The following is a 13056-nucleotide window of genomic DNA, read 5'->3' as shown; positions in this document are numbered from 1 at the left end:
CGGCGGAAGGAATACCGATCCCATGAAGGCCCTGCGCTACTACGCACCCGAGGACATCCGCCTGGAGGAGATCCCCGAGCCCGAGTGCGGTCCGGACGAGATCAAGCTCCGGGTGCGCAACTGCTCGACCTGCGGGACGGATGTGAAAATCCGGCACAATGGGCACCAGAACCTCACGCCGCCAAGGACTCTCGGTCACGAGATCGCGGGCGAGGTGGTCGAGGTGGGCGCGGCGGTGCACGAGTTGTACGGCACGGCGTGGCAGGTCGGCGATCGCGCGCAGGTCATTGCGGCGGTGCCGTGCGGGCAGTGCCACGAATGCCGCAAGGGCTGGATGGCGGTGTGCCAGAACCAGACTTCGGTCGGCTACCAGTACGACGGCGGGTTCGCCGAGTACATGATCGTGCCCAGCCAGGTGCTGCGGGTCGACGGGCTGAATCGGATTCCCGACAATGTCGGCTACGCCGAGGCCTCGGCGGCCGAGCCGTTCGCCTGCGCCATCAATGCGCAGGAACTACTCGGCATCGAGGAGGGCGATACGGTGGTCGTCTTCGGCGCGGGGCCGATCGGGTGTATGCACATTCGCATCGCACGGGGCGTGCATCGGTGCGGGCCGGTGTATCTCGTGGATGTCAATGCCGACCGGTTGAAGATGTCGGCCGATGCGGTGCACCCGGACGAGGTCATCGACGCCTCCGGGACCGATGTGGTGGCGCGCGTCATGGAGCTGACCGGCGGCCGGGGCGCGGACGTGATCATCACCGCCACCGCCGCCAATATCACCCAGGAGCAGGCCATCGCCATGGCCGCGCGCAATGGCCGGATTTCGTTCTTCGGCGGTCTGCCCAAAACCGATCCCACCATCACCTGCGATTCCAATGTCGTGCACTACCGCCAGTTGCACATTCACGGCGCCAATGGCTCCGCGCCCGAACACAACAGGCGGGCGCTGGAATACATCTCAACCGGCCAGGTTCCGGTCAAGGATTTGATCACGCACAGCATCTCGCTGGACAACGTGCTCGACGCCTTCTCGATCGTCGAGCGGGGCGAGGCCATCAAGGTCACCGTGCAACCCTGAAATTCGCCACGGGGCGAAGCCTTTCGCCCCTTCCGCAACCTCCTCCGCCGTGCAAGAGTGGTGCCCAACCGCGGGACCGGATCGTACGAGGAAGTCGCACCGTGATGTACGTGTTGTGGGTCGCCCTGCCCGCCGCCGCCCTGACCTCCTGCGTAGCCGGGCATATCTGGCGCTACCGCCACGACCGCTTCCTCGGCTATCTCTACGGCCCCCACACCGACCGCGCCCAGCACTTCGGCAGCCGAGCCTTCCGCATCGGCGTCCCGCTACTGTTCGCCACCCGAATCACCGAAGCCCTTGCCTCCGGCCCCCATTCCCGCCCCCCGGCCCCCATCCACCTGCTCATCACCACCGGCCAACTCATCGCCATCCCCCTAGCCATGACCGGCGCCTGCCTGATCCTCATCCCACCCATCATAGCCGCCGACCCCCGCCCCCGCATAACCCCCATAGACCGCATAACCCTCCCCGTCCTCGCCACCACCCTCCTCACCGCAGTCCTCATAACCTTCGACCCCTACTCCACCGACACCCGCTACCGCACCGCCGAACACCTCTTCACCTGGGCCCGCTCCCTGGCCACCCTCCACCCCACCCCCGAAGTAATGCACCACGCCCCCACCATCTACCAATCCCGAGCCCTAACCCTCATGCTCCTCATAGCAATCTGGCCCTACACCCGCCTGGCAGGCATCTTCACCGTCCCCCTCACCCGCCTCCTCCGCCACACCGCCACCCTCCCCTGGCAGGCTCTCCTGCCCGCCCGCCAGCGATCGTGAAATAACAAGCGGCGGATGGGGATTCAGTCGGTCCAGTTGGGCTTGCGCTTTTCCAGGAAGGCGGCCATGCCCTCCTTGGCGGCGGGGAGTTGTGAGGCGGTGGCCATTACCTCGAGGGCGATCTCGTAGGCGTCGGCTTCGGGGCGATCCAGTTGTGCGTAGATGGTTTGCTTGCCGAGGGCCTTGCTGCCTCGGCTGCCCCTGGTTGCGCGGGCGAGCAGGGCGGTGACCGCGTCGTCCAGTTGGTTGTCGGGTACGACTGCGTTCACCAGGCCCCAGGCCAATGCCACGTCGGCGGGGACGACATCGCCTGTGAGTACCAACTCCATCAGGCGTTTACGGCCGATGGAGCGGGCGACGGGGACAGCGGGGGTGTGGCAGAACCAGCCGCCTTTACCGCCGGGCAAGGCGAAACCCGCCGACTCGGCTGCGACCGCCAGGTCACAGGTTGCCACCAGCTGGCACCCTGCCGCCGTGGCGAGCCCGTGCACCCGTGCCACCACTACCTGCGGGACTGACTGGATGGTCTGCATCAAATCGGTGCATACCCGCAACAGATCCCGCACGCCCTCCACATCCCGCGCCGCCACATCGCCGAAATCGTGCCCTGCGGAAAACACCGGCCCGGCGCCTGCGAGCACGATGCCCGTCGCATCGGATTCCCCCGCTGCTCGGAACGCATCGAGCAACTCCGCCAGATGACCCTCCGACAGCGAGTTCCGCCGGTCGGGGCGGTTCATGGTGATCCGGACGGTGTCACCGGTGCGGTCAACCAGGATGTGCTGATATTGCGCCATGCCTCGACGGTATCGCTGCGCTGGGATTCCCGTCGGTTGTTGTCAACGAGGACGCGTGTGTTCGAGGACGGCGGTGGCGAATTCGGGGTGGATGGGGGCGGGGAGGGAGTGGCCCATGCCGGGGATTTCGACGAGGCGGGCGTTGGGGATGAGGGTCGCGAGGTGGCGGCCGTGGGGTGGTGGGTTGATCGGGTCGCGCATGCCCTGGATTACCAGGGTCGGGGTGGTGATGCCGGGTAGTTCGGGACCGCGTTCGTCGAGGTCGTTGTGGATTTCGCCGTGGGGGTGCTGTTCCCACGGCTGGGTTCGGCCCGCGTGCTCGAGTGCGGTGAGTTCCGCGTGCCGGATCTCGGCTTCGTCGTAGAAGTCACCGGAGATCATCTGATCGATGGTGGTGTCGGAGGAGCTCATTCCGAAGGCGGACTCGACGAATCGGCGGTCGGGGGTTGGGAGGCCGTCCGGGGTGGGCTCGCCGGTCAGCGCTCGGTCCCAGTTGCCGAAGAAGTCGACGCCGAGGGCGAAACAGTTGCTCAGGGTGAGGGTTCGCATCCGGGGTGCGTGGTCGAGCGCCAGCAACTGGGCTATCCCGCCGCCCATGCCGAAACCCACAATGTGCGCGGCATCGATCTTCCACGCGTTCAATACCGCGATCGCGTCGGAGGCCAGGTCGCCGAATGTGTGGGGGTGCGCGGAGAATTCCCGCCACGTCGACCTTCCGGTATCTCGGTAGTCGAAGCGGATCACCCGGCGGTCGGCGGTCACGAAACGCTGGACCAACGGCTGCGGCCAGCCGGTCGAGGACAACGTATCCCCGACGAGCAGCAGTAGAGCCGGATCGGTTGTCCCGCCGAGACTTTCGGTCCACAGCTCGATGTCGCCGACTTGGATCATCATGGAGTTCAACGCGGTTCACCCTCCGGTTCGACAGCGGAAAAAGGCAGCACGAAACCCGCTCGGATATAGGAGCCGGGTGGGAAATAACGCTACCCCGGAATCGAACAACCAACCAAGACTTGACATTTCCTGGGGAATGCCATCTGGCCAGCGCCCGCCGACATCGCCCGATTCGAATTAGTCGCGTATTCGAGATTGTTTACGCGCTCTGCGTTTACCCGGCATTCAAGCGCATCGGACTATTCTCCAGTGTGAACGAACCGGGCGGGAGCGAGCCGCGGCGGAACTGGACGATCGACTTTGCTCGGGTGATCGCCATCGCCGTGGTCGTTGTCATTCATTGGATCTCGGTGCGGGTGACCGTCACCGACGACGTCATTCGCGGTGATCCCGCGCTGCACGGGAAGCCGCTGTGGGTGCTGAGCTGGTTGATCCAGGTGATGCCGTTGTTCTTCATCGCCGGTGGCCGGCCAATACGCGCCGGATCGATCGATGGCGGAGCGAGGGCACGGGCTACGGCGGGTATCTCGGCGCGCGGGCGCGCAGGCTGATCGTGCCCGCCATCCCGCTGGTCGCGGTGCTCACGGCGGTGGTGTGGTCGCTGCGCGCCGTATCGGGGAAGGAGGCGAAGGAGGCGGCCTATGTGCTGGCCAGCCCGCTGTGGTTTCTCGCCGTGTATCTGATCGCGGTCATCGCGGCGCCGGTGGCCGTCGCACTGCACGATCGGCACGCGTGGGCGGCGCCGGTCGCACTGCTCGCCCTGTCGGCGGTCGTCGACGCGCTCAACTTCGCGCACAACGGAATCGGCGATCTGAACATGCTGTTCGTCTGGCTGTTCTGCCATCAGCTCGGCATCGTTTTCACGCGTGGACAGCTGCGCCCGGTCTCCGATGCGGGTGTGGTCGCCATCGGCTCGATCGCCATCGCCGTACTGGCCGCCATGGTCTTCGCCGGTCCGTATCCGCCGGTCATGTACGGGCTCGCCGACGCCCCCGTCTCGAATCTGTTCCCCCCCGACCACCGCCCTGTCGGTTCTCGCCGTGGTTCAACTGATGGTGCTGGTGCTCGCCGACCGGCGGCTGGCGGGCCGGAAACCGCCTCCGGCCCTGCGCCCCGTCCTCGATGTCGTGACCACGAATCTGATGACGATCTACCTGTGGCACATCCCGGTCATCGCCGCATTGGCCTGCCTCGCCCTGCTGTCCCCCGCCCTGCTGCTCCCCCACGACCCGGGCACCTGGTGGCTGTTCCGCCCGGCCTGGATCGCCGTCGCCGGTGTGGTCCTGCTGGTCGTGGTCCAGGTGGTGACCCGCTGGGATGTGTTCTGCGCCAGATACGAACCCCGCGCGACCACCCCGGCGTCCATACTCGGCGCGCTGCTCGCGGCGGTCTCGCTGTACGTGATCTGGTCCCAACGTCTCACCACGACAATGGCATCGGCACTCGCGATACTGGGTATCTTCGTGGCAGGCGGACTGCTGTCCACGACGAAGGCCGTGCAGCCGAACGCGACAACCGCTCCCCCACGGTGACCGACACATGGATCCGAGTGAAGCCCACCGCCGGAGCACAGGCATGAGTCGCCGCCGTTTTCTGCTGGCGACCGGAGTCGGGCTTCCGCTCACCGTGCTGGCGGCGCCCACGGACGCGGGGTCGATCACGCTGAATCCGCCTCCGGGCCCCGCCGACCCCGGCGAACGCGCGGATCTGACCGAGCGGGCGATCCTGGCGCGGCACGTGCGCCCCCTGTGGGGCATGCGCGCGGCACGGCTGGGCGCGATCCGCTGGCCGTACTCCATGGTGGATCTGTCCTTCGCCCAATGGGATTACTGGTGGCAGGCGCACCTGCTCGACTGCGCGGTCGATGCCGCGCACCGCGCCCGCACCCCCGAACGCCTCGACCGGGTGACCGCCCTCGCCCAGAGCATCCGCACCCGCAATCTCACCGGTTGGACCAACCGCTACTACGACGATATGGGCTGGCTCGCAGTCGCAGTGGAACGCACCGGCCGACTCCTCGACATCCGCTTCGGCTATGCCGCCGACACCCTGCGGACCGCCCTGCTCGACGGCTGGAACCCGTCCGTCGGCGCGGTCCCCTGGCGCATCGGCAGCGACTACTACAACACCCCCGCAATCGGCCCCACCGCCATCGCCCTGGCTCGCACCGGCGAACTACCCCGCGCTCGCGAGCTGGCCGAATTCCTCCACACCCGCCTCCGCGTCCCCGATACCGGCCTCATCCTCGACGGCATCCACGAACCCGGCGGCCGCCGCGACACCACCATCCTCACCTACTGCCAGGGCGTGACCATCGGCCTGGAAACCGAATTGGCCGCCCGCACCGGCACATCCGCCCACCACGACCGCGCCGCCGCCCTCATCGCCGCCACCGCCGCCGAACTCTGCATCGACGGCGTCATCCCCGGCGCAGGCGAATCGGACAGCGGCTTGTTCATGGGCATCTGTGCCCGCTACCTCGCCGAAGCCGCCCTCACCCTCGGCGACACCACCGCCGCCCACTTGGTCCACGCCTCCGCCCGAGCCGCCTGGCACCACCGCGCCGAAGTCGACGGTCTCCCCCTCTTCGGCACCGACTGGACCCGCCCCATAACCCACCCCAACCACCTACCCCACGACTTATCGGTCCAGCTCAGCGGCTGGATGCTCCTCGAAGCCGACCACCGCCTCACGGCCGCGGGCTACTGAGCGCGCTCGATCAGTGCGTGTGATCCACGGCGGGTGTATCCGGATGGGCGAGCAACCAATCCATGCGTCGACGGCTTTCGTCGTCGACCGGCGTCCACACCGTGATGAATGTTTCGGGTGTCGCGGCGAGATCCATTCTCGTCATGGAGAACGACAGTTCCCCGACCGCGGCGTGCCGGTAGGTCATGGTCTGGCTGGGCGGGGCGGCAACATCGTGATTGGCCCACAGTCGCGCGAATTCCGCACTCGCGGTGGATAGTCCGCGGATCATATCGATCCAGGCCGGGTCGTCGAGATGCTGTCCGAACGTCGCCCGGAACGAGGCGACCAGATGCGGCAGGCCGATATCCCGATTCACGAAGCAGCGGCAGCATTCCCGGGTGACGAACAGCTCCCACAGCACATTGCGGGAGCTGCCCGGCGCGATGAGCCCCGGGCACACCGCGGCGCAGGATGCGTTCCAGCCCAGCAGATCCCAGCGACTGTTGAGCGCTGCCGCCGGAAAACCGGTGATGCTGTCGAGGATCGACTGCACGGTGGGACTGATCCGGTCGGCGCTGGTCGCCACCTCGGGAATCGGCACCTCGGCCAGCCGATACAGGTGATCTCGCTCGGCGGTATCGAGCCGCAGCGTGCGCGCTATGGCGTCGAGGATCTGACCGCTCACATTGATCGGCCGCCCCTGCTCGAGCCACGTGTACCAGGTAATGCTGACCCCAGCGAGCTGGGCGACCTCTTCCCGCCGCAAACCCGGTGTCCGGCGGCGCAATCCCGGCAGCATCCCCACCTCGGCCGGTGTGATGCGGTCGCGGCGGCTGCGCAGGAACGCGGCGAGCTCGGTACGTCGAGAGAGGGTTGCGGTCACGCCGTCCATGATCGGCCACCGCGCAGCAACCGTGCCAGGTGGTGGTGACACCAGTCTCACCGGCAAACCATCCCATCCCGGGCCCTGATCCCAACCAAGGACCACGCCATAACCCCCAGCCTCGAGCGATTCATGGCCGACCGCGCCGAAGCCCACATCACCGAGGTCGATTCCACCCACGCGGTCATGCTCAGCCACCCCGACACAGTCACCGATCTGATCGAGCAGGCATATCGAGTGACCGGGCCGTCTACGCGCGGGTATCGAGGTCGAAGATCTGCTCGGCAGACTCCACCACCAGCGCCAGATCCAGCCACCGCGTCAACTGATCGAAATCCGAGCAACCGGTAACCCGCGCTCGAACAGCCTCATCAACTGCGATTCCCCGCCGATCCAGAATCCGCAATACAGACCCCGCCAGCGCCTCCACCTTGCCTTCGGCCTTACCCTCGGCACGGCCGATGGCCTGATGCTCGCGGGCGAAATCGCTCTCCCAGTGGTAGTTCTCGATCGCCATTGCCACGAGCCTCTCCCACTCTTTCCGGTACCGGGCGGGTACGCATTTGCTGATGTAGTCATGGTAGTGGACCCGCCAATCCGGACCGAGGCGTTGCATCGCCTCCAGCGCCATGGCTAGAACGACGTGGCGCTCCGAATCGCCCAGGTGCCCCGGCGCCGACAGCAAGGCCAATTCCGGCCACTGGTCGGCCTCTGCGACCGTGGTGATTGCGGGCAGCATTCCCGGCCACTACGTGCGTGCCCGGAACACGAAATCGGGGTGACCGGTTTCCACCGGAGCAGCGACCCCTCGCGCGGTCCGTTCATCGGGGCAGTACGCCAGCAGCACCACCGGACAACCCAGCCGCTGACGCACATGCGTGACGTAGGCTGGCCAGCTCATCGCGATGCGTTCGAGTTCCTGTCTACCGCACGAGTTCTGAACCTCGTGAATGATCGCGAACTCCGGTTTGTCGGTACTCGTACCGACCAGCACGAGGTCCAAATGTAGTTCGCCCGGCGACAGCAATGTGACCGTCTCGGGACCGGGCCGCCAGCACGGCAGGTCGGGAATCGGCAAACCGAGCACGGTGCGAGCGATCCGAGGGGCGACCTCGGGGCGATGACGCAGTAGGTGCAGGGGGATCTCGTGACGAATGGACGGCACGCGAAAAAGCTAACCGTCCATTCGAACGTGTGTTCACGGATTACGCGGACGTGCCCAAACCCTCCCATTTGGGCGTGTTCGGCCTGGTCATGGTTGCTCTTGTGTGACGAAGCGCTGGGTGAAGTGGAGGGCGATGTCGCAGACTTCTCGCCAGCCGGAGTCGATGGTCAGGGAGTGGCCGCGGTGGGGGATCTCTGTGATCTCGGTGATGGAGTGCTCGTTGCGGTGTTGTTTCTTGTAGGCGGCGTTGGTGATTGCCCAGGGGACCGTGTTGTCCTTCTCTCCTGAGATGAGGAGGAGGGGGCCGCGTGCTGGGTTGAGGGAGTCGACCTTGGCCTCGGTCCAGGGGTTGAGGTTGGCGGTGGCGGCTTGGAAGAGGGGGGCGCCGGGGGCGGGGACGGCGAATTGCTCGTAGAGGTGTTTGGCTTCGGGCTCGTCTACGGCGTTGGCGAAGGAGTAGCGGAACTGGTCGAAGGTGAGCGGGACGGCGCGGTGCCGGTTGGCGGGGTTGGTCAGGACCGGGGCGGCGGCGCGCAGGGAGGAGATGGGTAGGGGGAGAACGCCCTGGAAGGGGGCGGGGTCGATGGCCACGGTGGCGGTGGAAAGGCCACGGCCCGCCAGGATTTGGGCCAGTAGGCCGCCGAAGGAGTGGCCGATGAGGACGGGCTTGGTGGTCAATCGGGCTATGAGGTCGGCGAAGTGGTCGGCTACCTGGCCTACGGTCTTGCCCGCGAAGGTTTCCGGATGTGCGTTGGCCTCGGCGACGGTGTGCGGGTCGTCGGGCCAGCCGGGCAGCACCGGGGCGAATCCGGCGGCGCGGAACACCTCGGCCCAGCGGTCCCAGCTGGAGGGCAGCAACCAGAGGCCGTGTACGAAAACTACCGGGACGCGGCCTGTTTCATTGGCTTGCCGAACCTGTTGGATGTCGTGCTCGGTGAAGCTCATTCCGATTCCTTCCCGGCGAGGACGGCACGCAGGAACGCGGCGGCCTGGGCGATGGCGGCCGCGGCCGCGTGGGTGTCGCGCAGGGCGTTGAGCATGACGAAGTCGTGGATGATGCCCCCGTAGCGCACCGCGGTGACCGGAACACCCGCCTCGCGCAGTTTGTCGGCGTACGCCTCGCCCTCGTCGCGCAGTACGTCGGCCTCGGCGGTGATCGCCAGCGCCGGCGGCAGTCCGGCCAGTTGTTCGCTGGTCGCGCGCAGCGGCGATGCGGTGATCTCGGCGCGCTGGGCGGGATCGGTGAGGTATTGATCCCAGAACCACTCCATGGCGTCGCGGCGCAGGAAGTAGCCGGTGGCGAACTGCCGGTAGGAGCCGGTGTCGAAGGACGCGTCGGTGACGGGGTAGAACAGCACCTGCCCGGCCAAGGGGGTGGCATTGCGCTGCTTGACCAGCAGCGTCAGCGCCGCGCTCATATTGCCGCCGACGGAGTCTCCGGCGACCGCGATCCGGCTCGGGTCGAGATCGTGGTCCGCGCCGTGAGCGGTGATCCACCGCAATGCCGCGAACGCCTGCTCGACGGCGACCGGATAGCGCGCCTCGGGCGACAGGTCGTAGTTCACGAACACCACCGCCGCGCCCGCACCGACGGCCAGCTCGCGGGCGAGCCGACCATGGGTGTGGTCGTTGCCGAAAACCCAACCCGCACCGTGGATGTAGAGGATCACCGGCAGCGGACCGGACACCCCGGCGGGACGGAAGACGGTGAGATCGGGTTCGGTGATCACCGCACGCTCGGCGCCGGGCACCTCGATCTCCGGGGATTGCACCTCGTCGACCGCCTTGCGGCCCGCGACGGGCCCGAGGTCGAACAGATAGGGCGGATTGGCGGTGGCTTCGACGAAAGCCTGAGCCGCCGGTTCCAGAACAGGTTTGCTCATAACGGACCTCCCGGATCGGATTCGATTGCGCGGTCGACAATCCGCCGATCCGGCCGGATTCGAATCCTTGACCGTCCTTAGTCGTTGGTAGCCCCCGCGACCCCGCAGTTAGGTTGTGACCATGGTGCTGCGTGGTCGCAAGGCGGAACTCGGGGAGATCACGGGGCTGATCGAGCGGGCGGAATCCGGTCTCAGCGGAGTCCTGGTCGTTTCGGGGGCGGCGGGTATCGGGAAGACGGCGCTGCTGGATCGTGCCGTCGCCGACGCGAGCGGTCTGCGGGTGAGCCGCGGCTCCGGCATCGAGGCCGAGCGGGAGCTCGGATTCGCGGGCCTGCACGCCCTGCTGCTGCCCTTCCTCGGCGAGCGCGGACGACTGCCGGGTCCGCAACGCGACGCACTGGAGACCGCATTCGGCATGCTCCCCGCCTCCGCCCCACCGGATCTGTTCCTGGTCGGACTGGCCACGCTCTCGCTACTGGCCGATGCCGCGGCCGATCGCGGACTGCTCGTGGTCTGCGACGACGCGCAATGGCTGGATCGGGAATCGGTGCGGGTGCTGGGGTTCGTGGCGCGCCGGTTGGACGCGGAGGCCATCGTGCTGCTGTTCGGCGTACGCGACCACGACACCGAGGAGGATGTGCTGGCCGGGCTGCCAGCCCTACCGCTGGCGGGACTCGCCGACACCGATGCCGCGAACCTCCTCGACGCCGAACTGCACACCCGGATCGACGCCGTGATCACCGCGCACCTGCTCTCGGAAACCGGCGGAAACCCGTTGGCGATCCTGGAATTGGCGCGCAGGCTGGACGAAGGCGCACCCCTGGACCTGGAGCCCGGAGCCGGGGACCCGGTGCCGCTGGACCGCCGATTGGAGGCGCGCTTCCTGCGACTGGTCCACCGCCTCGACACCACCGCACAGGATTTCCTGCTGGTGCTCGCGGCCGACTCCGGCTGCGATCGCACCGTTCTGCGGCACGCGACCGCGATCCTGACCTCGGCCACCGCCGACGCCATTACCGCGGCCCTCGACGCCGCCCACCGCGCCGATCTGATCGAATTCGGAACTGGTTCCGCCGCACCGCGTTTCCGTCACCCGCTGATTCGCTCCGCGGTCTACGGCGGCGCGATCACAGCCCGGCGGCGGCAGGCGCACGCCGCACTGGCCGCCGCCGTCGACCCGGTCGCCGACCGCGATCGCCACGCCTGGCATCGCGCCGCCGCCACCGACGGTCCCGACGAGACGGTGGCCGCCGAATTGGTGGCCGCCGCCGACCGCGCCCGCGAACGCGGCGGCCATCTGGCGCAGGCGACCTTCCTGCGCACGGCCGCCGAGCTGACTTCGGCTGCCCCGCAACACAATGCGCGACTGTTCGCCGCGACCGGCGCGGCCCTCACGGCCGGAGCCCCGTATCTGGCCGAACAACTGCTCGACGCGCTGACACCGGATCTGGGCATCGCGGTCCTGGACGCCCACGCGATGCGGTTGCGCGGCTTCATGAACGTCATGCTCGGCCGCGAGGGCGCCGTGCCGCTGCTGTACGACGCCGCGATGGTCTTCGCGGGCACCGATATTCGCACCGCCCGCGACACCCTGCTGGAGGCCTTCGACGCCGTCGCCGTCGTCGCCCGCATCGGCGGCGGCATGACCGCCCGGCGCATTGCCGAGGCCGCGCTCGACCTGCCGAGACCGCCGGGCGAGCCCACGCTCGGCGATCTGCTGCTCGACGCGCACGCCCACTTGGTGGGCGGCGACTACACGACGGCGGTGCCGCATATGCGGCGCGCCCTGACGGCCATGCTGGCCGATGGCGCGGAGGACACCGACGCCGCCCGCTGGTTCCTGCTGGGAGTGCTTCTCGCCCTGGAACTCTGGGATATCGACGCCCTCGGCGAATGCTCCCGCCGCTACGCCGCGACCGCGCGCCGCCACGGCTCGCTGCGCATCCTCCAGGCCAGTACTCACGGGCTCGCCACCCACGCCCTGCTGTGCGGCCGATTCACCACCGCCGCGGCCTATTTCGCCGATTTCAAGGATGTGGCGGCGGCCAGCGGCGCGGATCTGCGCTACGCCGACACCAGTGACGCCGTGATCCACGGCTGGACCGGCGACGAGGACCGCACCCTGGCGGCGGTGGCCGCGCAGGCCGGACCGGACGCCGAACGCCCCGGCGGGCTACAGGTGCAGCTCGCCCGCAGCGCACTGGTAACCCTGCGCCTGGGACGCTGCCGATACCCGGCCGCGCAGGCCGCCGCCACCGTCGTATTCGACGAGGACCCACCGCATTTCGGCGGCATGGTGCTGGCGGACCTGGTCGAGGCCGCCGTCCGCAACAACGACACCCCCGCCGCCGAACGCGCGTTGCACCGCCTGACCGCCCGCGCGACCGCCAGCGGAACCCCGTGGGCGCTGGGCGCACTGGCGCGCAGTCGCGCCCTGCTCGCCGCCGACGACGCCGAGCCGCTGTATCTCGAAGCACTCGACCATTTCGAATCGACGCCGCTGCGTACGGAACTGGCACGCACCCGGCTGGCATACGGCGAATGGCTACGCGGCCGCCGTCGCCGCCGCGACGCCCGCGACCAATTACGAACTGCCCTGGACCTTTTCGAGAGCATGGGCGCCACCACCTTCGCCGACCGCGCCCGCACCGAATTGGCGGGAACCGGTGAAACGGCGCGGGAACGCACCCCCGCCACCGCCCGGGCACTCACCCCCAGGGAACTCCAGATCGCGCACCTGGCCGCCACCGGCATCACCAACCAGCAGATCGCCGCGGAATTGTTCCTCAGCACCGCCACCGTGGAGTACCACCTGCGCAAGGTATTCCGGAAACTCGACGTCACCTCCCGCCGCGACCTGCAACCCCATCTCTGACCAGCTCG

The 13056-nt window shown here is 67.9% G+C and carries 12 protein-coding genes and 1 pseudogene; 6 read left to right on the top strand and 7 right to left on the bottom strand.

The annotated features are described in order from the left end of the window. Nucleotides 1-22: 22 nt before the first annotated feature. Both NC4_RS10695 and NC4_RS10690 read left to right on the top strand, forming a co-directional pair. A complete protein-coding gene (locus NC4_RS10695) occupies nucleotides 23-1081 on the top strand; it encodes a zinc-dependent dehydrogenase (RefSeq protein WP_067535636.1) in 1059 nt (352 codons plus the stop codon). A 104-nt stretch (nucleotides 1082-1185) separates the two neighbouring features. Next, a complete protein-coding gene (locus NC4_RS10690) occupies nucleotides 1186-1860 on the top strand; it encodes a respiratory nitrate reductase subunit gamma (protein ID WP_245721621.1) in 675 nt (224 codons plus the stop codon). Between the two features lie 23 nt (nucleotides 1861-1883). On the opposite strand, the gene NC4_RS10685 is transcribed toward NC4_RS10690, so the two are convergent. Further along, nucleotides 1884-2657 carry an enoyl-CoA hydratase-related protein gene (locus NC4_RS10685; RefSeq protein ID WP_067535631.1) on the bottom strand — a complete coding sequence of 258 codons (774 nt, stop codon included), beginning with the start codon at nucleotides 2655-2657 and terminating at the stop codon, nucleotides 1884-1886. Nucleotides 2658-2699: 42 nt separating this feature from the next. Continuing rightward, nucleotides 2700-3551, bottom strand: a complete 852-nt coding sequence (locus NC4_RS10680) for an alpha/beta fold hydrolase (RefSeq protein ID WP_067535628.1) — start codon at nucleotides 3549-3551, stop codon at nucleotides 2700-2702. A gap of 412 nt (nucleotides 3552-3963) precedes the next feature. Here NC4_RS10680 and NC4_RS44480 point away from each other — a divergent pair. The 3 genes and pseudogenes from NC4_RS44480 to NC4_RS10665 all read left to right on the top strand — a co-directional run. Further along, nucleotides 3964-4452: pseudogene (locus tag NC4_RS44480) on the top strand (acyltransferase family protein); the annotation flags it as partial. Between the two features lie 139 nt (nucleotides 4453-4591). Further along, entirely contained in the window at nucleotides 4592-5083 is a 492-nt protein-coding gene (locus tag NC4_RS10670; protein ID WP_157554485.1) for a hypothetical protein, read from the top strand. 43 nt (nucleotides 5084-5126) lie between these two features. Continuing rightward, nucleotides 5127-6260: a glycoside hydrolase family 76 protein gene (locus NC4_RS10665; RefSeq protein ID WP_084528791.1), complete on the top strand. Its 1134-nt coding sequence runs from the start codon at nucleotides 5127-5129 to the stop codon at nucleotides 6258-6260. Nucleotides 6261-6270: 10 nt separating this feature from the next. Here NC4_RS10665 and NC4_RS10660 read toward each other — a convergent pair whose 3' ends face one another. From NC4_RS10660 to NC4_RS10640, 5 genes are all read right to left on the bottom strand, one after another. Then, nucleotides 6271-7125 carry a helix-turn-helix transcriptional regulator gene (locus NC4_RS10660; protein WP_218020981.1) on the bottom strand — a complete coding sequence of 285 codons (855 nt, stop codon included), beginning with the start codon at nucleotides 7123-7125 and terminating at the stop codon, nucleotides 6271-6273. Between the two features lie 250 nt (nucleotides 7126-7375). Next, complete coding sequence (locus NC4_RS10655) at nucleotides 7376-7864, bottom strand: hypothetical protein (RefSeq protein WP_067535617.1); 489 nt, start codon at nucleotides 7862-7864, stop codon at nucleotides 7376-7378. 9 nt (nucleotides 7865-7873) lie between these two features. After that, entirely contained in the window at nucleotides 7874-8290 is a 417-nt protein-coding gene (locus tag NC4_RS10650) for a hypothetical protein (protein WP_067535614.1), read from the bottom strand. An 87-nt stretch (nucleotides 8291-8377) separates the two neighbouring features. Beyond that, a complete protein-coding gene (locus NC4_RS10645; protein WP_067535611.1) occupies nucleotides 8378-9235 on the bottom strand; it encodes an alpha/beta hydrolase in 858 nt (285 codons plus the stop codon). After that, the gene (locus NC4_RS10640) at nucleotides 9232-10173 is read right to left on the bottom strand and encodes an alpha/beta hydrolase (RefSeq protein WP_067535607.1); all 942 of its coding nucleotides are present in this window, start codon (nucleotides 10171-10173) and stop codon (nucleotides 9232-9234) included. The genes NC4_RS10645 and NC4_RS10640 overlap by 4 nt, the downstream gene beginning before the upstream one ends. A gap of 121 nt (nucleotides 10174-10294) precedes the next feature. Here NC4_RS10640 and NC4_RS10635 point away from each other — a divergent pair, with 121 nt between their 5' ends. Beyond that, a complete protein-coding gene (locus tag NC4_RS10635; protein WP_067536153.1) occupies nucleotides 10295-13048 on the top strand; it encodes an ATP-binding protein in 2754 nt (917 codons plus the stop codon). Nucleotides 13049-13056: the final 8 nt, after the last annotated feature.

This window comes from Nocardia crassostreae, assembly GCF_001613405.1.
Lineage (GTDB): Bacteria > Actinomycetota > Actinomycetes > Mycobacteriales > Mycobacteriaceae > Nocardia > Nocardia crassostreae.
This window is presented reverse-complemented; position numbering and strand designations above follow the sequence as displayed.

Coding starts and splice junctions, on each gene's coding strand:
- NC4_RS10695 (WP_067535636.1), top strand. CDS start 23: ATGAAGGCCCTGCGCTACTACGCACCCGAGGACATCCGCCTGGAGGAG.
- NC4_RS10645 (WP_067535611.1), bottom strand. CDS start 9,235: ATGAGCTTCACCGAGCACGACATCCAACAGGTTCGGCAAGCCAATGAA.
- NC4_RS10685 (WP_067535631.1), bottom strand. CDS start 2,657: ATGGCGCAATATCAGCACATCCTGGTTGACCGCACCGGTGACACCGTC.
- NC4_RS10655 (WP_067535617.1), bottom strand. CDS start 7,864: ATGCTGCCCGCAATCACCACGGTCGCAGAGGCCGACCAGTGGCCGGAA.
- NC4_RS10635 (WP_067536153.1), top strand. CDS start 10,295: ATGGTGCTGCGTGGTCGCAAGGCGGAACTCGGGGAGATCACGGGGCTG.
- NC4_RS10640 (WP_067535607.1), bottom strand. CDS start 10,173: ATGAGCAAACCTGTTCTGGAACCGGCGGCTCAGGCTTTCGTCGAAGCC.
- NC4_RS10690 (WP_245721621.1), top strand. CDS start 1,186: ATGTACGTGTTGTGGGTCGCCCTGCCCGCCGCCGCCCTGACCTCCTGC.
- NC4_RS10665 (WP_084528791.1), top strand. CDS start 5,127: ATGAGTCGCCGCCGTTTTCTGCTGGCGACCGGAGTCGGGCTTCCGCTC.
- NC4_RS10680 (WP_067535628.1), bottom strand. CDS start 3,551: ATGATGATCCAAGTCGGCGACATCGAGCTGTGGACCGAAAGTCTCGGC.